Consider the following 18,795-nt stretch of genomic DNA (forward strand, 5'->3'; position numbering starts at 1 on the left):
TCGGCAGGTGCTTCAACTGCTGGGTGGAGCCCTTGGTCACGCCAATGTTCTTGCCACAGAGCGTGTCGTTGGTCAGATTGTTCGGGTTGCCGTGCGGTACCGCGACGGCCGAGCCGCCCTTGAGGTAGTTGATCATGTCCAGGACCTTCAGCCGCTCTTCGGTGGCGGACATGGTGGTGGCGGTGAAGTCGTAGCGGCCGCCGTCAATGCCGGGAATGATCGTGTCAAACGCCGTGTTCTCGAACTTCAGCTTCAGTCCCAGCTTCTTGGCCACCAGACGGGCGAGGTCCGGGTTCACGCCAATCGGGGTGGTGTTGTCCTCGGCCAGGAACGTCATCGGCGGCGAGCTCAAATCCATCGCCACGGTCAATTCACCCTTGGCCTTATAGGACTCGGGCAGCAACGCCACCGCGGCCGCATCCGGCTGAACACCCTCGGAGACGTCCCGGGTGTTCTGCGTCTTGGGAATGTCCCCTCCCTGGCCGGTGGCTGCGCCGCCACAAGCAGTAAGGGCAAGCAGCACAGCAAGCCCGGCGGCCGCGGTCTGGATCTTGTTTTTGGTCTTCATGGTGGTTCCCTTCGATGGTTTCAGCCGCAAAGGCCGGCTAAAGCGGTGGCAGGCTTTCCGATGCCTCCATGCCTCCCTGTCGACATCCTGAGACGACAGGCGGGGAGGGCGTCGGCATCTGAGTGACTTAGATCTCGTTCTGCTTCAGCAATAGAACCCTGAAAATCGCCGAATGTCAACAGTTCAACAGTTCTACTTCAACTGTTGAGCAGCTCAACTTCTAGACTGTTGACAGGTCTCGCTCATGTGCCTTAGAGTCGACTGCGCTCTCTGGCGCTGCGCCCGACAGGAGAACCCTTGCAGCCAGGGAGTACAGCCCGCGCCTCTTGTCCGAAGCATAAGAGAATGCTTATATGCCTATGTGTTTTCTGATGAGGAATCCCTTGCGGGGGCAGCGGAGCTATTCAAGGCGCTCTCCGCCCCGTCACGGCTCCTCATCCTGTCCGCGCTGGCTCACGAACCGTCGTCGGTAGGCGCGCTGACTGAGGCAACGAAGTTGTCCCAGCCCCTGGTCTCCCAACACCTGCGCCTGTTGAGGGGAATCAATCTGGTCACTGCCGCCCGGTCAGGGCGGGAGATTATCTACTCCCTGACCGATGACCACGTGGCCAACGTCATTCAAGATGCCATCGAACACAGTCAGGAACGCTAGGAGAAGGCTCCCAGTGTCCGCGAAGGAGACATCATGACAGAGGAAGTCCAAGCCGAACACACCCTTGCCGAGCATCAACACGGGGGATCCGACTGCGATCACGTCACCGTGCAGCATGGGGACCATGTGGACTACATCCATGACGGCCACCGGCATGCAGAACATGAAGGCCACTACGATGAGCACGATGACCCCGCGGAACACACCCCTGACCAGCACCAGCATGGCGGGCCGGACTGCACGCACGAGACAGTTCAGCATGGAGACCACGTGGATTACGTCCACGACGGCCACCGGCACGCCGAACACGAAGGCCACTACGACGAGCACTAGGGACGCAAGAAACGCAAGGGACCGGCGGCTATCGTAGCCGCCGGTCCCTTGCGTATCAGACTCACATGTCAGGGGAGGAGTCCCTTATCCGCTGACACCCGTGAATTCGTTCGGGGTCACTTCCAAGCTGCCGGAGCCGTTGATCTTCCCAGACTCGATGTCCACGGCGTGGATGGTTTTGGTCTTCGGTTCCGTGATGAAAGCTGTGTGACCATGGACGAAAATCGTGGGCCTCGCTTCCTGCCACTTCAGCGGCTCCTCCCAAGGTGCAACCACGGGAATGCTCTTCGTCACGGTTGCCTTGTCCGGGTCGATCACGTGCAGCGCGCCGTCAGTGCCGAGCACCAGCCCTTCGCCGTGGGGTCCGCGGGCAAGGGAGCGGAAGCTGTAGCTGGTTCCAAGATCTACCAGGGTGAGTTTCTTGGTCTTGGTGTTGATGAGGGAAATCTGCTCGGGGCGCTCGAGTTCGGCGTCCGGGTCCTTCTTGTAGTCGCCCAGGGTCACCTCGGATTCCTCGGAGCCGGCCTGGTTGCCGATCCGGCCGTACTTCGTGGGGCTGTCCAGCTTGGTGATCTTTCCACCGGAGTAGATCAGGACGCCGGTCTCACATCCGATGACCACGGTTTCGGCTGCCGCGGTGGCTTCGCCGTGCACGCCGGGGCAGTCCTCGTTCCGGGCGATTTCCTTGCCGCCCTTGTCCAAGACAACGATGCCTGGGCGTTCTTCCTCGTTGCCCAGCGTGAGGACCAGTTCGCCGTTGGAGAGTTCGACGGCGACGCCGTGGTGGGCTTCCTTGGCCTTGTGCGTTTCGGTCTTGGGCTGCCCGTTGGCCAGGTCGCTCGATTCGAAGACAGTGACTTCGCCGGTTCCATCGCTGAACAGGATGGTCTTGCCGTCGTGGCGGACTACGTGGCCAGGCTTGCTGGCGGGAAAATGGATGTCCGTCATGGCCGGGTCCTGGGCGTAGTGCTTGTCGCCCTCGCTCCATACGCCGGTGTCGAGCACTTTGAAGCCCTCGGCGGTGGAGATGATGACGTGGCGGCCGTCCCCGGCCGGGTTCACCCGGTTGAAGCCGTCCATCGGGTAGTCCCCGAGGACCTCAAACGACTTGGCGTCCAGGACCTTGATGCCGCCGTCGTAGGTGGTCACGAGGCGCGGGAGCGCCTCGGCAACGGGGGACGCGCTGGCTGACGGGCTCGTGGCGCTGCTGCCGGCTGGGGTGGCGTTGGCGCCGCAGCCGGTGAGCATCAGGCCGGTGACGGCCAGTGCCGTGAGCAGGCGGGCGGGTCTGGTGCGGTAATGCATAAGCGATTTCCTTTTTTAGGGGGCTGGTGAGTGGTGCTTCAGGACAATGCTTTGGTGATGCTGTCCGTGTTTGTACGCATCATTTCGAGGTAGGTGTGGGCGCCGGAGCCTTCTGTTCCCAAGGATTCGGTGAAGAGAGGGACCACTGCGATGTCCTGTCCCGACTCGGCGGCGAGCACCTGGGCCAGGCGTTCAGGTTGTGAGGAGTCCGCGAAGATGGCCACGACGCCCGCTGCCCGGATTTTTCCGGTGAGGTCATTGAGGTCTGCCGAACTGGGCGAGGCGAGTGTGGTTCCGCTGGGAATGACCGCTCCGATGACGTCGAAACCGAACCGCTGTGCCATGTAGCCGAAGACGTGGTGGTTGGTGATGAGCTTGCGTTTGCCCGGGTCGATGGCCGCGAAGCTTTTCTCCATAGAGGCCTCAAGCTTCTGCAGCTCTGCCTTGTAGTTGGCTGCCTTGGAGCGCACGTCCGCGCTGTCCAGCCCGTCCACGTGCTCCACCACGCTCTCGGCGATCGATTCAGCGGCAAGCTCCACCCGGGAGGGATCGGTCCAGAAGTGCGGGTCCACGGCGCCGTCGCCGTCGTCCTGGGTGAACTTCAATGGCTCGACGGCGTCCATCGCCGCCAGTGTAGGGACACCTTCCGCCGCGGCGGCCTCCACGTGGTTGAGGACGCCCTCTTCCAGGCCAGCCCCATTGTGGATGACAAGTTCTGCGTTCTCGATGACCGCGGCCTGCTTGGCTGAGATGCCGAAGGAGTGCGGATCGGCATTCGATTCCATCAGCACCACCACGTCAGCCTGGTCGCCCACCAGGTTGCGGGTGATGTCGCCCAGGATGTTGGTGGTGACGACGACGGTAGGCCGCTCAGCCGCTGCTGCCGAACACCCGCTCAGCGCGAGCGTGAGCGCCAGGAGGACGCCGCCCAGCTTCGTTGCTGCCCCGCGCTTCACAGCCCGGTCTCCAGCACGATGTCGGCGGCCGGGACATTGAAGGTCCGGGCGGTCCGGAGCCCGTCCGCGTAGTCGATTTCATGGACTTTTGAACCGGCAGGATCCCCGAGGTAGGCACGCGAGGTGTCGATGCGAAGCTGCGGGATGTTGTCTGCATTTGCCGAAAGGGGCCGGAGCATCGCGGCTTTGGCGGTCACCTTGCCGGTGGCCGGATTGAGCGTCATCAGGGAACCGTCGACGCCGAGGGCCAGCACGCGCTTGGTGTCGCCGACCGCAGAGGCAGCGACTACCGGAACGGCAGTCTTTAGGTAGGTCCAGGTACGTTTTGAGACATTTAGGTGCCATATGCCGCCGTCGCCCGCGGGTGCGGCGAGTTCGTTGGAGCCGGGGCGGTGTTCAAGGCTTGTTGCGGGTGGAATGCCGCCGGCTTTGGCTGGATACGGGATCTTCTCGGCGGCGAACTTGCCATCGTCCTCGGTAATGAGCAGGGCACCGTCCTTGCATGCCAGCACGACGCCCACCCGGGTAGTGGCGTGTGCGGAGGATCCGGCGCATGGCTGTTTACTGAGCACCGTGTGGTTCTCGGCGTCACGGACCTCCACGGCTCCGGGAGCGGTGGCTTCGCCGGCCGTGGTGGCGATGAAGTGCCCTTCGTAGGGGATCACCATGCCTGCGTGCGGTGTGGTGGTGATGCGGGCGGTTTCGACGACCTGCCCTGCGTCGAGGTCCTTGTGCTTGTAGATGGACGCATAGCCACCGGTTTCAGAGAACACCGCTACTGACTTGCCGTCTCCGGCCATAACACCAGGGTCCGGCAGGGTGATGCTGCCCAGTAGACGAGGCTCGGAGCTGTAGTAATGCATGTGGTCCCCGTGGTCCACTGTCCAGGCACCGGTATCAAACACCTTCACGCCGTCCTCTGTGGTGAGCAGGGCGTAGCGGCCATCCTGCTGAACGGCGTCGAGCGGGCCAAACGTCCCGGCGTCGACCGTCTCATCGGTCAGGAGGGAAAGCAGTTGCGATTTCCCGGTCTCCCGGTCGAAGGTGAGCAGACCATTCTGCGGCTCGGGGTTCTCCTGCGCGCCGGCGACATAGCCGTGGGGCGTAGTACCCGGGGTTTGAGCGGTTTGGTTGCCTGTGCTGGTGTCCGCGCAGGCGGACAGCAGTAGCGGGAGGCTAAGCAGAAGGATGGGGAGTCTAGGGGTGGTGCGCTGCACTGGAAAAGGGCTCCAATTCTGGCTGTGATGCGGACATGCGGGTCGGTGCGGATTCGGCAGCAGCTGCGGCCGGGCGGTCCTTGGGGGCTGTGGTGCGGGGGACCATGGCATCTTTGCGGACCATGGCGCGGGCAAGGGCGGAGACGAAGTAGGACAGGGCTGCAACGAGGGCGATGGTGGCGCCGGCGGCGGTTGACGCGTACCAGGAGACCCAGAGTCCGACGACCACGCTGGCGACGCCGATCACGGAGCCGAGGATCATGCCTGTCCGGACCGATTTTGCCCAGACCAGGGCAGCCGCGGGTGGCGCGATGAGCAGGCCAAAGACCAGGAGTGTTCCGACAACCTGGAATGACGCGGCCACGGCAAGGGTGATCAGACACAGCAGCACGAAGTGGGCCAGTCGGGGCCGCAGCCCGAGGGTCGCCGCCTTCTGCTGGTTGAATGCTGCCGCCATGAACGCGCGGTGGAAGATCGCAGCCGCCGCCAGAACGACGACGCCGACGACGCACAGCACCGTGATGTCCTTCGTCTCGACGGCCAGAACGTCGCCGAAGAGCGTGCCGGTGAGGTCCACGGCGAATGAGCCCGAGGCCGACACGATGATTACACCGAGCGACAACATGACGACGAACAGCAGTCCAATGGCGGTGTCCTGGGAGACGCGACGGTTCCGGGTGATGGCCGAAACACCGGCCGCGGTCGCCGCGGCGCTCACGGCCGCACCGATGATGAGGTTGCCGCCGAGGAGCGAGGCGATGGCAATGCCGGGCAGCAGTCCGTGCGACATCGCGTCGCCAAGGAAGGCCATTCCTCGCACGACTACCCAGGTTCCGACGACGCCGCAAACTATTGCGACAAGGCCGCCGCCGAGCAGGGCGCGTTGGACGAACGAAGCGCTTAGGGGATCAAGTAACCATTCCATCGCGGTTCATCGTACACTAGCTAATGAGACTTATTCGCAACAAGAGAAGAGATGCAGTGTCATCGGTAATCTTCAGCAACGCCGGATATGCCTATCCGGACAGGCAGGCACTGGCGGAGGTTTCGCTGACCTTCGAGTCGGGCACGCACACAGTGCTGACGGGCAAGAACGGGTCCGGAAAGTCGACACTGCTCGCCCTGGCGGCAGGAGTGCTGCAGCCGGCGCAGGGAGCGGTATCCGTCACCGCCGGCCGCCCTGCCTTCGTCATCCAGCAAACCCGGACACCTGAGTCCATGCCGTGCACTGTTCGTCAAGCGGTGGAGATGGGCAGGTGGCCGCACCGGCGGGGATTGCTGCCACTGCGTGCCCTGGACCGGCGGGTGGTCGCCGCGGCGATGAAGAGGATGGGGATTGAGGACCTGGCCGGCCGCCAGCTCAGTGAACTTTCCGGCGGTCAGCACCAGCGCACCCTCATCGCCCAAGGGCTGGCGCAGGAGTCGGCCATCCTCATCCTGGACGAGCCCACGGCCGGCCTGGACCGGGGAGCGCATCAACTGATTCGAGCAGCGATTGCAGAGGAGCTGAGGCGCGGCGTGACAGTCATCGAGTCAACCCATGACCTTGGAGATATTGAACGTGCGGACCGGGTTGTCACGCTGGACAGGGGACGCGTCCGTTCCGACGCGCCGCCGAAGGGTGGGACGCCGTAGTTCCTCTTGAGCGGCGACTTCACATCCGGATGCACGGGCTCCTGTAAGGAAAGCTAACCGTTTCGTGTCAGGAATCTTCGCTTTATTCTACCTTTTTGCCCTTATACGGTTGCTTCACCCAGCCGGCCGGGTCGCCTGCTGATTAGGCCTTCCCTTTAGGAGCAGTTCATTGAGTCTCACCCAAACCCTGCCCATCCGAGCAGCTACGCCCGTCGTCCCCGCCCACGAGCCTTGTATCGCGCGAAAGATTCACAAAGCACAGGAGCTTTCATCATGACCAGGGAACATCACGCTGAATCGACACCCTCACAAATGTCGCAGGACGACCCTCCCGTTTCCCCCGAGGCCGCAGGCGGGACAGGGGCGCATAACCAGGCTCACGGTAAGAAGCTTCGGGGCCGTCACGTCACGATGATCACCCTCGGCGGGATCATCGGCGCAAGCCTTTTCGTTGGCTCGGCCAACATCGTCCGCAGCACGGGACCGGCAGCCACGCTTTCTTATGCGATCGGCGGATTGTTTGTCTTCCTGGCAATGCGCATGCTCGGGGAGATGGCAGCGGCAAGGCCCGCGGTTGGTTCCTTCATGGAGTACGCCAGAGTGGGCCTTGGCAACTGGGCTGCGTACCTCGTCGGCTGGCTGTACTGGTACTTCTGGGTAGGTGTCATCGCCTATGAAGCCGTCGTCGGCGGCGGCATTCTTCACGGCTGGTTTCCCGCGCTGCCCGCATGGGCCGGTTCGCTTGCCCTGCTCGGGATCTTCGTGTGCACCAACCTCATCTCGCTTCGCACATTCGGAGAAACGGAGTTCTGGCTCGCAAGCATCAAAGTGATCGCGATTGTCGTGTTCCTCGCTGCTGGCGTGCTGTTCGCGCTTGGGCTCTGGCCGAACGCCACATTCTCGGTTTCGAATCTCTGGGTGCACGATGGATTCATGCCGAATGGACTAGGCGTGGTGCTCTCCAGCATTGCGCTGGTCCTGTTCTCGTACTTTGGCACGGAGATCGCTGTTATGGCGGCAGCAGAGTCGGAGAACCCGGGCAAGGGAATCCGGCAGGCCGCGAACACGGTTATCTGGCGCGTCATGCTCTTCTACGTCGGGGCGATTCTCGTCATCGTAACGATCGTCCCGTGGAATCAGCTCCCCGAACCTTCGGTCATTGCCCCGTTCACCTACGTGTTCTCGCTGTTCGGTGTACCTGGCGCCGAGATCCTCATGGGCCTCGTCATCTTCACCGCGGTGATCTCGGTGCTCAACTCGGGTACATACTCCGCATCCCGCATGTTCGCCGCCCTTGCTGAACAGGGGCTTGCGCCGGCGGTCGTTGCGAAGCGCACCAAGCGCGGCGTCCCGGCTCTCGCTGTGATTGCCTCGACCATTGGCGGCCTCATTGCTACCCTCGTGAATTTCATCGCGCCGAGCTCGGGCATTTACGACTTCATCATGAATTCAACTGGCCTGGTAGCCCTGTTCGTGTACGTATTTATCGCAGTCACCCAGTGGCGCCTGAGAATCACGATGACCGTTGAGGAGCGCGCGAACCTCAAGCTCAAGGTGTGGCTGTTCCCGTGGCTCAACATCATCCTGATCGCTGGTGCCATCGGCATCGTAGCCATCATGATGTCGACCGAGAGCGGCCGGACCCAGGTGTGGACAAGTCTTGTCGCGGCCGGCGCCCTGGTACTGTTCTGGCCGATCGTACGAAAGAGGATCGCGCTTCAAAAAGAGAAGGAAGCTGCAGTCCGCGACCTGGCCGAGACGCATCAGTAGGAATCGCCACGAGCCGGCAGTAGATCAGGTTGTGGCCGTGATCCCTTGGGATCGCGGCCACACACCTCCTTTTGCATCAAGGTAACTGGTCAGTGTTTTGGGCGATCACGACGCGGCGCCGGACTTCCGCTGCAGCGGCACTGGGTGAGGTGGCAGTGGCGGTGGGTTCCGGCGTCGGACTTTTCCCTCTGTCTATCTCCCCGCGGTACGGCCCCCCCGAATAGTCCTCTTCAGGTACTTCCCCATCGAAGCCGACCATCAATGTGTCCAACGCGTTGAGACCGGCGCCCATAGCGGCGCCGGTCTCAAGACGGCGTGAATCAGAGTGAGTACTAGGCAGTGGCGCGTCGCGCCACGTTGTAGAAGCGGATGTTCTCGTATTCTTCGAGGCCTTCGGCGCTTCCTTCGCGTCCGAGGCCCGACTGCTTGATGCCACCGAACGGGGCGGCAGCATTGGACGGTACGCCCTGGTTGATGCCCACGATGCCTGTCTGGAGGCGATCGGCGATATTAAGAGCGCGGTCGAGGTTCTCAGTGAACACGTAGCCGGCGAGGCCAAACTCTGTCGCGTTGGCCCGGGTGATTGCCTCGGCTTCTGTGCTGAACCGCTGAATCGCCGCGATAGGGCCGAAAATCTCGGACTGGGCAACGTCGGAATCTTCCGTGACCCGGTCCAGGACGGTCGGGGCAAAGAAGTTGCCTGCCGAGTCGTATCCGTGGCCGCCGGTCAGCAGTGTGGCACCCAGGCTCACGGCATTCTCCGTGTACGCCTGCATTTGAGCTACCGCACGGTCGTCGATCAGTGCACCCAGCCCAGTCTGCTGTCCGAGTCCGCTTCCGACGGCCACCTGGGCGAAACGTTCGGTGAGCGCGGACACGAAGTCATCGGCGATTCCGTCCTGGACGTAGATGCGGTTGGCTCCAATGCAGGACTGTCCGCCATTGCGCAGCTTCGCCGCAAACGTTCCGTCCACGGCCCGCTGAAGATCAGCGTCGTTGAAGACGAGGAGCGGTGCGTTACCGCCGAGCTCCATCGAGCTGCGGAGGACATTCTGGGAGGCAAGCTTCAGGAGCTGGCGGCCTACCGGCGTTGACCCGGTGAACGAAACCTTCCGGACCCTTGGGTCAAGCAGGACGGCTTCGCTAAAGGCCCCTGACTTTGACGTGGTGATGACCTGGACCAGTTCTTCAGGCATGCCTGCCTCAATGGCGAGCTGCACAGCAAAGTACGTCGTCAGAGGGGTAAGGGTGGCAGGCTTGATAACGACGGGGCATCCTGCTGCCAGCGCCGGTGCGATTTTCCGCGTTGCCATGGCAAGGGGGAAGTTCCATGGCGTAATAAGCACGGCCAAGCCCACGGGGGAGCGGCGCGTCAGAAGGCTCGCGCCTCCGTCCGGGGTTTCCCGGAAGTTCCCTGCGGGGCGCACGGCCTCCTCGGCGTACCAGCGAACGAAGTCGGTACCGTACTTGACCTCGCCGCGGGCCTCTGCCAGTGGCTTGCCCATTTCGCGCGAGATCAGGTGTGCGAGATCTTCGGAGTGGGCTACGAGCTTGTCGTACCAGGCGTGCAGCACGTCGGCGCGCTGCCGAAGGGTGCTGTTGGCCCAGTCGGCTCCTGCCGCGTCGGCCTTTCCAACAGCCTCCAGTGCAGCCTCGACACCAGCGTCAGGAACATGGGCTATGGTCTCGGCCGTGGCGGGGTCCTGGACTGCGATGCCAGAGCTGGGGAGGTTAATGGATTGGATGACTGCATCCGCGTGCCGGAGGCTGTCGGCGTCCGCCGTGATCAGCGGCGCAGCGACGTTGGTTGTGAGGCTCATCGGTTCTCTCTTTCGGTTATGGCTTGCTCAATGGCGGTGACAAATAGCGTGAGTTCCTGGTCGCTGATGATGAACGGCGGGCTGACCTGAATGGTGTTGCCGCGCAGGGACCTGGCGATGAATCCAAGCTCGAGCAGATCGTCGCAGACCTGTTCAGCCTTCAGATGGTCGGCGAGAGTGACACCCCCGAGCAGTCCAGCCACGCGCACGTCGGCAACTGCCGCCTGTCGCTGGGCCAGCTTGTCGAATCCTGTGCGAAGCACTGTTTCAAGTTCCTTGACGCGAGGAACCAGCTGGTCGCGCTCCAGAATTTCGAGGTGGCGCAGGGCTACTGCAGCGGCGGTTGCGTGCCCGGCATATGTCGCCCCGTGACGGAAGATGGGCGTATCCGGTGAGTCGACGTAGAACGGCTCCCACACCCGTGGGGTCACCAGGACTCCGCCAAGGGGTGCGTAACCGGAGGTGACTCCCTTGGCGAAGATCACCAGATCGGGTTCGATTCCATAGCGTTCGGCTGCGAACATCGTTCCGAGGCGGCCGAAGCCGGTAATCACTTCGTCGAGGAGCAAGAGGATGTCGTTCTCGCGGCAGATCTTTTGAATGGCTTCAAGGTAGCCCGGCACAGGCGGATTCACGCCTCCTGTGCCCTGGACAGGTTCGGTGACGATCGCGGCGATGTTCTCGGGCCCCACATCCGCGACGACGGCCTCGACATGCTGCGGGTCGTTGAAGGAGACCCGGGCCGTTTCGGGGACGAGGGAATCGGTGCCGTAGCCTTCGCGGTTGAAGTCAAGGCCGCCGATGCTCGTGCCGTAGGCATGGAGGCCATGGTAGGCGAACTCGCGGCTAAGAATGACCTTCTTGCGGGCCCGGCCTTCACGCTGCCAGTGGCGGCGGGCCAGTTTGCAGGCGACGTCGATGGCGTCGGAGCCGCCCGAGTTCAGAATCACCTTCGAACGGTCAACCGGCGAGATTTCAGCAAGCCGCTCACCGAGGGCAAGGGCTTTATCGTTAGTGAAGCGGGCGAAGATGTGATAGGTCTCAAGCCGCTTCATCTGATCGAAAGCGACTTCAGCCAGCTCCGGATTCGAATGCCCGATATTGGCGTGCCACAAGCCAGCTGTTCCATCAAACAGGCGGCGGCCATCGTTCGTGAAGACGTAGGATCCTTCGCCGCGGTCGATGACGAGCTGCCGGCCCAGCACTGTCGGGATGTGTGCCTGGGCAGGCCAAAGAGCAGGCCCTTCGAGCAGCCTTGTAGGGGAGTCGCTCGGAGATGAAATGTCGTTGAGGGACATGTGAATTCGCTCCCTTCCGGCGCGGCCATGGTTTCGGCAGGAACTACCGCATGATTGCAAGGGATTCCGGCGCAATAGCAAATGTAGCTAAGCAGGCCGGTAAACAAAAGCGAATGTTTTCGACGCTTACCTGTAACCGCTACTTACGGGTTGGAATTCAGCTGGAATGCCTGGACGATTGCTTCCCGCACGGCCACCAGTGCCACGCTGTGTTCCGACCCGGACCTGACCAGATACTGGATGCTTCGCTGCTGGTCCGAGGGAAGCCAGGAACTCGGAACGACGTCACTGCCTGCCTCGCGCACGACCATGTCCGGCAAAAATGCTGCGGCCAGCCCTTGTTCGACCATCCTGAGGTGAAAAAGGAGGTCCGAGGAGACGTGTGCGACGACCGGCTCAAACCCCCGCTCCCGGCATACCCGTAGGGCCCATTGCGAGGACGCCGAGCTAAGGGGTTCGACAACCCAGCGCGCGTTACGGAGCTGGTCAAAGTCCTCAAAGGTTACGCCGTGGGGGAGATAGCCCCGAATGGGGTCCTGACCGATCACCGTGGTGTGGATGCCGCCATGTGGCGCCCCTTGCGTGCCGGGAAATGCGTCAGTTACTACTGCATCCACCTGTCGCGACATCAGCTGCATGACAGCCATTTCCGGTTCCTCGCGGCGGAGACGCACATCCAGGCCCGGAAAGTTTCGAGCCAGTTCCGCCATAGCCGTTGGCATAACGCTGCGGCTGATGGTTGCGAAGGCAGCGACGGTAACTACGCCCTGGGCCCGCTGGTGCGATGTTGCCAAATCAGCTTCCGCACGCTCAATGGCGGCCAGGATCGCTTCTGTGTTCCGCACCAGTTCCTCGCCGGCCGGAGTGAGCTTGACATTGCGACCGACTTTTTCCAGCAGGATCACACCAGTTTCCTTCTCCAGGACACCCAGCTGCTGCGAAATGGCGGAATGGCTATACGCGAGTTCCCGTGCTGCTGCGCTCATGCTGCCGTGCAGTTTGACTTCCCTCAGCAGCGTGAGGCGGTGAACATCTAGCATTGTGCTTGCTTCCTGGCTATCCGATGTCGAATGCGCTGAGGGTAATGCATGGCCAGGTTGGCCCCGCTTGGATTTTCCCAGAGCTATCCGATCAGCTGTTCGAATCGATCCGACGTTGTCTATCGTATTCCGCGGCAGAAAGCAGCGCCCAGGAGCGGGCACAGATCGCGCCACGGAGTGTGCTCCGTGGCGCTTGTTTGCTGATGAATTGCCTGACTTTATGAACTGCTCGACTGCATACGCTTGCGTTCCGAAATGTGCTCGACCAGTTCGCCTACCCGCTCCTCCGAGTAGTTGCGCGCGATGTCACCCTGGCTGATGATGCCTACCATCTTGTGGTCAGCAATAACCGGGAGCCGCCGAACCTGGTACTTCTCCATCATTTCGATCGCGGCGTCAACGTTTGCATCGGCGTCAATCCAGTGGGGCGTGCCCGTGGCGAGGTCGCGGGCCATCATTTCGCGTGGATCACGGCCCACAGCAACGCACTTGAGCACGATGTCCCGGTCAGTGATCATGCCCTTCAGCTTGCCGTCGTCACCACAGATCGGCAAGGATCCGCAGTCCAGGTCCATCATCATCCGTGCGGCATCTACGAGGGACTGGTTCTCCGTAACACACCGTGCATCCGTAGTCATGAATTCACGTACAGCACTCATTGGTCCTCCTTCATCGATTGAGGTATCGACGCAGAGTCCACCGGGCACATGCGCCGATGCTGCCAGCCTACGCCGAGGCCAGCGCCGATGTCGACGGCGATTCCGCACCTTCCGGGACGGAGTGCGGCGATGCCCCGGACGCTACCCCGCCCCTACGCCTGGCTGATGTCGACGCCCGTAATCGGCGCTCCCGCGCGCTCGTATACAAGCGAGACCGCGCCCTTCGGGAACGCCTGCGGCGGCTGCGCGAGTCGGAACGCCGCCGGCACGCCGGCGCCGTCGGCGAACAGCCGCTTACCCGATCCGAACGTGAGCGGGTATAGGAAGAGGTTCAGCCGGTCGACGAGGTCGGCCTCGAGAAGCGACCGTGCGAGGCCGCCGCTGCCGATGACGTGGATGTCGTCGAACCGGTCTTTCAGTGAGGCCACCTCCGCGACATCCGACAGTGCCGTGGTGCCCTCCCATTCCGGTTCAGTCAGGGAGCGCGACACGACGAACTTCGGCAGGGCATTGAACGTCACTGCGATCGGGTCTTCGTTGCCCCGCGTGGGCCAGAACCCCGCAAAGATGTCGTAGGTTTTGCGTCCGAGCAGCAGCGCGTCCATGCGGTCGATGCCAGCGCCAATGGCCTCGCCGGTCTCATCGTCGAAATACGCCCCCTGCCAGCCGCCGAACTCAAAGCCGCCCTCGCGGTCCTCGTCGGGACCGCCAGGTGCCTGGTACACGCCGTCGAGGGTGATGAACAGGTCGACGGAGAGGATTCCCATGGTGTGCTCCTTCGCGTGAACGGCGGCCGGATGCCGCCTCTGCCCGTGCGTCGACCCGGGTCGGGACGCCCCGGCGTCGACATCACTGCGTGCCACCCTAGCGATGAACGCACGGCAGGTCGAGAGATGGACGCGGGCAACTCCACCCTTGCACCTCCAAGGCTGGAGCGGGAGAGTGGAGCATGCAGTGCCAAGCACCAATAACCAACCCTGGATCCTGGGGTGGCTGTCGTCTTATTGATTGCAATAGTGACTAGCGATAGAAGCAAACAGCGGGATAGGAGAAGACTGACGTGTCTGAGCGTGGCAGCGAAAGTGAGAACCCGGTAATTCCCTCTCCGACTCCGAAGCCGAGTCGGCCCAGGACGAACCAGGACTGGTGGCCCAATCAGCTCAACCTGCAGGTGCTGCATCAGCAGTCGCCCCAGGCCAACCCCATGGACGAGGACTTCAACTACGCCGAGGAGTTCAAGTCCCTGGACCTCGAGGCGTTGAAGCGGGATCTCATCGAGGTGATGACCACTTCCCAGGACTGGTGGCCCGCGGACTACGGCCACTATGGTCCCCTCTTCATTCGGATGTCATGGCACGCCGCCGGCACTTACCGCGTCGAGGATGGCCGCGGCGGTGGCGGCAGCGGGGCGCAGCGCTTCGCTCCGCTCAATAGCTGGCCGGACAATGCCAGCCTCGACAAGGCCCGCCGACTGCTCTGGCCGATCAAGCAGAAGTACGGCCGGAAGATTTCGATGGCCGATCTGATCGTCTACGCGGGCAATGTCGCCATGGAGTCGATGGGGTTCAAGACCTTCGGCTTCGGCTTCGGGCGGGAGGACATCTGGGAACCAGAGGAGGTCTTCTGGGGCCCTGAGGACACGTGGCTGGGGGACGAACGCTACAGCGCGCCGGGAGATTTCAAGAGCCCTTTCGCCGCCGTTCAGATGGGCCTGATCTACGTGAACCCGGAGGGGCCTCAGAGCAACCCCGATCCGCTGGCCGCCGCCCACGACATCCGTGAGACCTTCCGCCGGATGGCGATGAACGACGAAGAGACGGTCGCACTCATTGCAGGCGGCCACACATTCGGCAAGACACACGGCGCCGTCCCGGCGGAGAACCTCGGTCCCGAGCCGGAGGCTGCACCCCTCGAGCAGTTGGGCTTCGGCTGGAAGAACTCCGCTGGCACCGGCAACGGCCAGTACACGCTCACGAGCGGGCTTGAAGGCGCGTGGACCAAGGAGCCGACCAAGTGGGACAACGGCTTCTACGAGAACCTGTTCGAGTATGACTGGGAGCTCACCGAGAGCCCCGCCGGCGCGAAGCAGTTCAAACCCACGAATCCCGAGGCCCAGGGCACGGTTCCCGATGCCCATGACCCGTCGAAGCGGCACGCTCCCATGATGCTGAACACCGACCTGGCCCTGCGGCAGGATTCGATCTATGGGCCGATCTCGAAGCGTTTCTATGAGCACCCTGAGGAACTCGCTGACGCGTTCGCCAAGGCCTGGTACAAGCTGTTGCACCGCGACATGGGCCCGGTGACACGTTACCTCGGCCCCTGGGTCCCGGAGCCGCAGCTCTGGCAGGATCCTGTTCCCGCCGTCGACCATGAGCTGATCGGTGAGGATGACGTCGCGGCGCTCAAGGCCAGGATCCTCGGTTCGGGACTGTCCATCTCCCGGCTGATTTCCACGGCGTGGGCATCGGCGTCAAGCTTCCGCGGCACGGACAAGCGCGGCGGGGCAAACGGGGCGCGCATTCGCCTTGCCCCGCAGAAGGACTGGGAGGTCAATGAGCCTGCCGAACTGGCCAAGGTGCTGCAGACCCTCGAGCGGGTCCAGCAGGACTTCAACAGCTCCCTGTCAGGCGGGAAGAAAGTCTCCCTTGCCGACGTCATCGTCCTGGGCGGATGCGCGGCCGTCGAGCAGGCGGCAAGGAACGCCGGCGTCGAGGTCACGGTCCCGTTCACACCGGGGCGAACGGACGCCTCCCAGGAGCAGACGGACGTCGAGTCCTTCGCAATGCTCGAACCAAAAGCGGACGGCTTCCGGAACTACGTCCGCGCCGGGCAGGTGCTGCCACCCGAGACGCTGTTGGTGGACCGTGCCTTCATGCTGAATTTGACGGCACCTGAGATGACGGTCCTCGTCGGCGGGATGCGGGTGCTGAAGGCCAACTCGGGGCAGTCCGACCACGGCCTGTTCACCGGCCGGCCCGAGGCGCTCACCAACGACTTCTTCGTGAACCTTCTTGATATGAGCACAGAGTGGAAAGCATCCGCCTCCGAGGAAAGTGTCTATGAGGGCCGCGACCGCACCACGGGCGAGCCCAAGTGGACGGCGACAGCGACTGATCTCGTTTTCGGGGCGAACTCGCAGCTGCGCGCTATCGCGGAGGTCTATGCCTGCCAGGACGCGAAGGAGAAGTTCGCCCGCGACTTCGTTCAGGCTTGGGACAAGGTCATGAGCCTCGACCGGTTTGACCTCGCCGCCGCCTGAATCCGTCCTTATGCACTCCCGGCCGCCAGGCTAAAAGTCGGTTCGGGGGGTTTGCGCCAAAGAACTGCCGCGCGCCGTTTGTAGGGGCGCGGCAGTTCTTTGTTGTGGAAGCCCCGTCAGGAAACCTTCACGAATGACTTGTCAGCATAGTTTTACTCACATAGAGTAAAACTATGTTCATGAGCGCGGTCGAGTTGTTGAAGCAGGTCGAGACCGCCTCGACCGCCGAGGACCTGTTCGGGCCCGTGACTCATCAGGACAAGGCCCTCCGTTCGGCGAAGCGCCTCCATCGCGCCTACGCGATCCACCTTCACCCCGATCGCGCGGGGGAGTGCGGGATCGACAGAACGCGCGCCACAAACGCGTTCGCCAAGCTCGGCTTGCTCTATGAGACGTGGGCCAAGGCATCTGATGCCTCTGCTTCCCGGGCGATGGCCCGGAACATTAAGGCTCCGTCCAGGATTACCCTGACCTCCAAATCCCCTGCCTACATCCTCGGAGACCTGATCGCGAAGGGCACTTTGGCCAACGTATACCGCGCCGAGTCCGCCACGGGCCCTGCTGTCGTGAAGATGCCCCGTATCGCCTCTTCGTCGAAGTTCATCGAAGCCGAGCGCACCGCACTGACCGCCCTGCAGGCCATGGTCGCTGACGGCAACGCCTGGCTGGGTCCCTACTACCCGCGGCTGCTGGACGCCTTGACGCACCGTGCCGAGGGCACATCCGAACAGCGCAAGGTCAACGTCCTGGATGATCTGAGCCGTGAGGCCGGGTTCTTCACCCTTTCCGAGGTTAGGGATGCCAGCCCCGACGGCCTCGATGGACGCGACTGGGCCTGGATTCACCGCCGCCTCCTCACTGCCATCGCAGGAGCGCACCTCGCCGGAGTGGTCCATGGCGCGATCCTGCCGGAAAACGTCCTGATCCATCCCGAAGGCCACGGCGTGGTTCTGGCGGGGTGGTCCTTCGCCACCAAGCCCGGGGGAATGCTCGAAGGCCGCGTCCAGAGCCGGAAGGACTTCTACCCGCCCGAAGCGGTCAGGGGCCCGATCTTCCCCGAGTCGGACATCTACATGGCTCACGCGCTCATGCTCTTGATGCTCGCCCCTGGAGAGCGGCGCCAGCGGGCCTTCGCCGACGGCTGCATGCAGGGAGAACCACGCATGCGTCCCGACGCCGCAAGCCTCCTGCAGGAGTATGACGAACTCCTGGAGGACCTATATGGGAAGCGGACCTTCCGCGTATTCCCCTATGTCCCCGCTGCCGCCCGCAAGACGGCCTGAACGAAAGGAACCAATCATGGGAGCTGGAAGCTGGAGCGATCAGACGTACCGCGCGGCGGCGACTTTCCGTGCCAGGCAGGGTGTGCACGCCTTTGCCTATGACAGCAAGCTGCGCTCGCGGCCGCGCAGCGACTGGAAGGCAGACCCGGCACTTGACCCGAAGGGCGTGAAGATGCGCGAATCCCGTGACTCGGACGAGCACCCCAACAGCATGCCCATCGCGGTCCTGTTCGATGTCACCGGCTCCATGGGCGAAGTCCCGCAGATCATGCAGGGGCAGCTCTCCAAGCTGCACGGGCTCATCCAACGCAAGGGCTATGTGAAGAACCCGCAGATCCTCTTTGGCGCCATCGGAGACGCGGATACGGACTTCGTTCCCCTCCAAATCGGCCAGTTCGAGTCCGACAACCGCATGGACGAGCAGCTCCGCACTATCTTCCTGGAGGGGGACGGCGGCGGGCAGAAGTCCGAGTCGTACGAGCTGGCCGCATACTTCATGGCCCGGCACACCGCCACCGACGCATGGGAGAAGCGGGGCCACAAGGGATACCTGTTCATCGTGGGCGACGAACTGAACAAGCCCCGCTTGAAGGCCGCGCACATCCGGTCGGTCATCGGCGATGATGTGCACGAGGACCTCGACGTCGCTTCGATTTACCGCGAACTCGAGCAGCGGTGGGAGGTCTTCTTCATTCTCCCGCGCAAGACCTCCTACTTTGACGACGAACAGGTGAACGCCCACTGGCGGGGCATCCTGGGAGAGCGCTTCCTCAAGCTGGAAGATCCGGCCGCGGTCTGCGATCTCATTGGGGTCACCATCGGGCTCCTCGAAGACGCCATTGACCTCGATGAGGGCCTGGAGGACCTGAAGGAGATCGGCAGCACGAGCAGCCACGCCGTTGGCAAGGCCCTTGCCACAGTTGGCGCCAGCAGGGTCGCGGTGGCGACCACCGCTCTCCCTGGCGACCTCGACGGCGGCGACGACCTCGCCTGACTG

General features: G+C 62.9%; 17 protein-coding genes. 7 read left to right on the top strand and 10 right to left on the bottom strand.

Annotated elements, in window-relative coordinates; genetic code table 11:
- Positions 1-568, bottom strand: a 568-nt coding sequence (locus AC5RUM_RS20935; protein ID WP_494036750.1) for a transporter substrate-binding domain-containing protein, incomplete at its 3' end; no start/stop codon positions are given.
- A gap of 361 nt (positions 569-929) precedes the next feature.
- On the opposite strand from AC5RUM_RS20935, the gene AC5RUM_RS20940 reads away from it, so the two are divergent.
- Positions 930-1,220 (top strand): ArsR/SmtB family transcription factor, encoded by a 291-nt coding sequence (locus tag AC5RUM_RS20940; protein WP_494036751.1) that lies wholly within the window; start codon positions 930-932, stop codon positions 1,218-1,220.
- A 33-nt stretch (positions 1,221-1,253) separates the two neighbouring features.
- Entirely contained in the window at positions 1,254-1,553 is a 300-nt protein-coding gene (locus AC5RUM_RS20945; RefSeq protein WP_494036752.1) for a hypothetical protein, read from the top strand.
- A gap of 84 nt (positions 1,554-1,637) precedes the next feature.
- On the opposite strand, the gene aztD is transcribed toward AC5RUM_RS20945, so the two are convergent.
- The 4 genes from aztD to aztB are packed head-to-tail and all read right to left on the bottom strand — an operon-like array spanning position 1,638 to position 5,956.
- Positions 1,638-2,858, bottom strand: a complete 1,221-nt coding sequence (aztD, locus tag AC5RUM_RS20950) for a zinc metallochaperone AztD (RefSeq protein ID WP_494036753.1) — start codon at positions 2,856-2,858, stop codon at positions 1,638-1,640.
- Between the two features lie 38 nt (positions 2,859-2,896).
- Positions 2,897-3,814, bottom strand: a complete 918-nt coding sequence (gene aztC, locus AC5RUM_RS20955) for a zinc ABC transporter substrate-binding protein AztC (protein ID WP_494036754.1) — start codon at positions 3,812-3,814, stop codon at positions 2,897-2,899.
- A complete protein-coding gene (locus AC5RUM_RS20960) occupies positions 3,811-5,031 on the bottom strand; it encodes a hypothetical protein (RefSeq protein ID WP_494036755.1) in 1,221 nt (406 codons plus the stop codon). Before AC5RUM_RS20960 ends, aztC begins: the two co-directional genes overlap by 4 nt.
- Positions 5,012-5,956, bottom strand: coding sequence for a zinc ABC transporter permease AztB (gene aztB / locus AC5RUM_RS20965; RefSeq protein WP_494036756.1), 945 nt, complete (start codon positions 5,954-5,956; stop codon positions 5,012-5,014). The genes AC5RUM_RS20960 and aztB overlap by 20 nt, the downstream gene beginning before the upstream one ends.
- A 56-nt stretch (positions 5,957-6,012) precedes the next feature.
- On the opposite strand from aztB, the gene aztA reads away from it, so the two are divergent.
- Positions 6,013-6,666 carry a zinc ABC transporter ATP-binding protein AztA gene (gene aztA, locus AC5RUM_RS20970; protein WP_494036757.1) on the top strand — a complete coding sequence of 218 codons (654 nt, stop codon included), beginning with the start codon at positions 6,013-6,015 and terminating at the stop codon, positions 6,664-6,666.
- 273 nt (positions 6,667-6,939) lie between these two features.
- Positions 6,940-8,436 (top strand): amino acid permease, encoded by a 1,497-nt coding sequence (locus AC5RUM_RS20975; protein ID WP_494036758.1) that lies wholly within the window; start codon positions 6,940-6,942, stop codon positions 8,434-8,436.
- A 332-nt stretch (positions 8,437-8,768) separates the two neighbouring features.
- Here the strand turns inward: AC5RUM_RS20975 and AC5RUM_RS20980 are convergent, their stop codons facing one another.
- The 5 genes from AC5RUM_RS20980 to AC5RUM_RS21000 all read right to left on the bottom strand — a co-directional run bounded on the left by AC5RUM_RS20980 (position 8,769) and on the right by AC5RUM_RS21000 (position 14,020).
- Positions 8,769-10,256 (bottom strand): NAD-dependent succinate-semialdehyde dehydrogenase, encoded by a 1,488-nt coding sequence (locus tag AC5RUM_RS20980; protein WP_494036759.1) that lies wholly within the window; start codon positions 10,254-10,256, stop codon positions 8,769-8,771.
- Positions 10,253-11,554: an aminotransferase family protein gene (locus AC5RUM_RS20985; protein ID WP_494036760.1), complete on the bottom strand. Its 1,302-nt coding sequence runs from the start codon at positions 11,552-11,554 to the stop codon at positions 10,253-10,255. The genes AC5RUM_RS20980 and AC5RUM_RS20985 overlap by 4 nt, the downstream gene beginning before the upstream one ends.
- Before the next feature lie 143 nt (positions 11,555-11,697).
- Positions 11,698-12,594, bottom strand: coding sequence for a LysR family transcriptional regulator (locus AC5RUM_RS20990; RefSeq protein WP_494036761.1), 897 nt, complete (start codon positions 12,592-12,594; stop codon positions 11,698-11,700).
- Positions 12,595-12,812: 218 nt separating this feature from the next.
- The gene (locus AC5RUM_RS20995; protein WP_494036762.1) at positions 12,813-13,253 is read right to left on the bottom strand and encodes a CBS domain-containing protein; all 441 of its coding nucleotides are present in this window, start codon (positions 13,251-13,253) and stop codon (positions 12,813-12,815) included.
- 152 nt (positions 13,254-13,405) lie between these two features.
- Positions 13,406-14,020 carry a dihydrofolate reductase family protein gene (locus AC5RUM_RS21000; protein WP_494036783.1) on the bottom strand — a complete coding sequence of 205 codons (615 nt, stop codon included), beginning with the start codon at positions 14,018-14,020 and terminating at the stop codon, positions 13,406-13,408.
- Positions 14,021-14,313: 293 nt separating this feature from the next.
- Between AC5RUM_RS21000 and katG the strand changes: the two genes are divergently transcribed.
- The 3 genes from katG to AC5RUM_RS21015 all read left to right on the top strand — a co-directional run bounded on the left by katG (position 14,314) and on the right by AC5RUM_RS21015 (position 18,792).
- Positions 14,314-16,515, top strand: coding sequence for a catalase/peroxidase HPI (gene katG / locus AC5RUM_RS21005; RefSeq protein ID WP_494036763.1), 2,202 nt, complete (start codon positions 14,314-14,316; stop codon positions 16,513-16,515).
- A gap of 179 nt (positions 16,516-16,694) precedes the next feature.
- Positions 16,695-17,798: a protein kinase family protein gene (locus AC5RUM_RS21010; protein ID WP_494036764.1), complete on the top strand. Its 1,104-nt coding sequence runs from the start codon at positions 16,695-16,697 to the stop codon at positions 17,796-17,798.
- A gap of 16 nt (positions 17,799-17,814) precedes the next feature.
- Positions 17,815-18,792: a hypothetical protein gene (locus AC5RUM_RS21015; RefSeq protein ID WP_494036765.1), complete on the top strand. Its 978-nt coding sequence runs from the start codon at positions 17,815-17,817 to the stop codon at positions 18,790-18,792.
- Positions 18,793-18,795 lie beyond the last annotated feature (3 nt).

It is taken from the genome of Arthrobacter sp. B2060 (assembly GCF_059090445.1).

What these genes read in the sequence shown, in the direction of transcription:
- AC5RUM_RS20945 (WP_494036752.1), top strand. Translation starts at nt 1,254, where the DNA reads ATGACAGAGGAAGTCCAAGCCGAACACACCCTTGCCGAGCATCAACAC.
- aztD (WP_494036753.1), bottom strand. Translation starts at nt 2,858, where the DNA reads ATGCATTACCGCACCAGACCCGCCCGCCTGCTCACGGCACTGGCCGTC.
- aztB (WP_494036756.1), bottom strand. Translation starts at nt 5,956, where the DNA reads ATGGAATGGTTACTTGATCCCCTAAGCGCTTCGTTCGTCCAACGCGCC.
- AC5RUM_RS20975 (WP_494036758.1), top strand. Translation starts at nt 6,940, where the DNA reads ATGACCAGGGAACATCACGCTGAATCGACACCCTCACAAATGTCGCAG.
- AC5RUM_RS20980 (WP_494036759.1), bottom strand. Translation starts at nt 10,256, where the DNA reads ATGAGCCTCACAACCAACGTCGCTGCGCCGCTGATCACGGCGGACGCC.
- AC5RUM_RS20985 (WP_494036760.1), bottom strand. Translation starts at nt 11,554, where the DNA reads ATGTCCCTCAACGACATTTCATCTCCGAGCGACTCCCCTACAAGGCTG.
- AC5RUM_RS20990 (WP_494036761.1), bottom strand. Translation starts at nt 12,594, where the DNA reads ATGCTAGATGTTCACCGCCTCACGCTGCTGAGGGAAGTCAAACTGCAC.
- AC5RUM_RS20995 (WP_494036762.1), bottom strand. Translation starts at nt 13,253, where the DNA reads ATGAGTGCTGTACGTGAATTCATGACTACGGATGCACGGTGTGTTACG.
- AC5RUM_RS21000 (WP_494036783.1), bottom strand. Translation starts at nt 14,020, where the DNA reads ATGGGAATCCTCTCCGTCGACCTGTTCATCACCCTCGACGGCGTGTAC.
- AC5RUM_RS21010 (WP_494036764.1), top strand. Translation starts at nt 16,695, where the DNA reads ATGAGCGCGGTCGAGTTGTTGAAGCAGGTCGAGACCGCCTCGACCGCC.
- AC5RUM_RS21015 (WP_494036765.1), top strand. Translation starts at nt 17,815, where the DNA reads ATGGGAGCTGGAAGCTGGAGCGATCAGACGTACCGCGCGGCGGCGACT.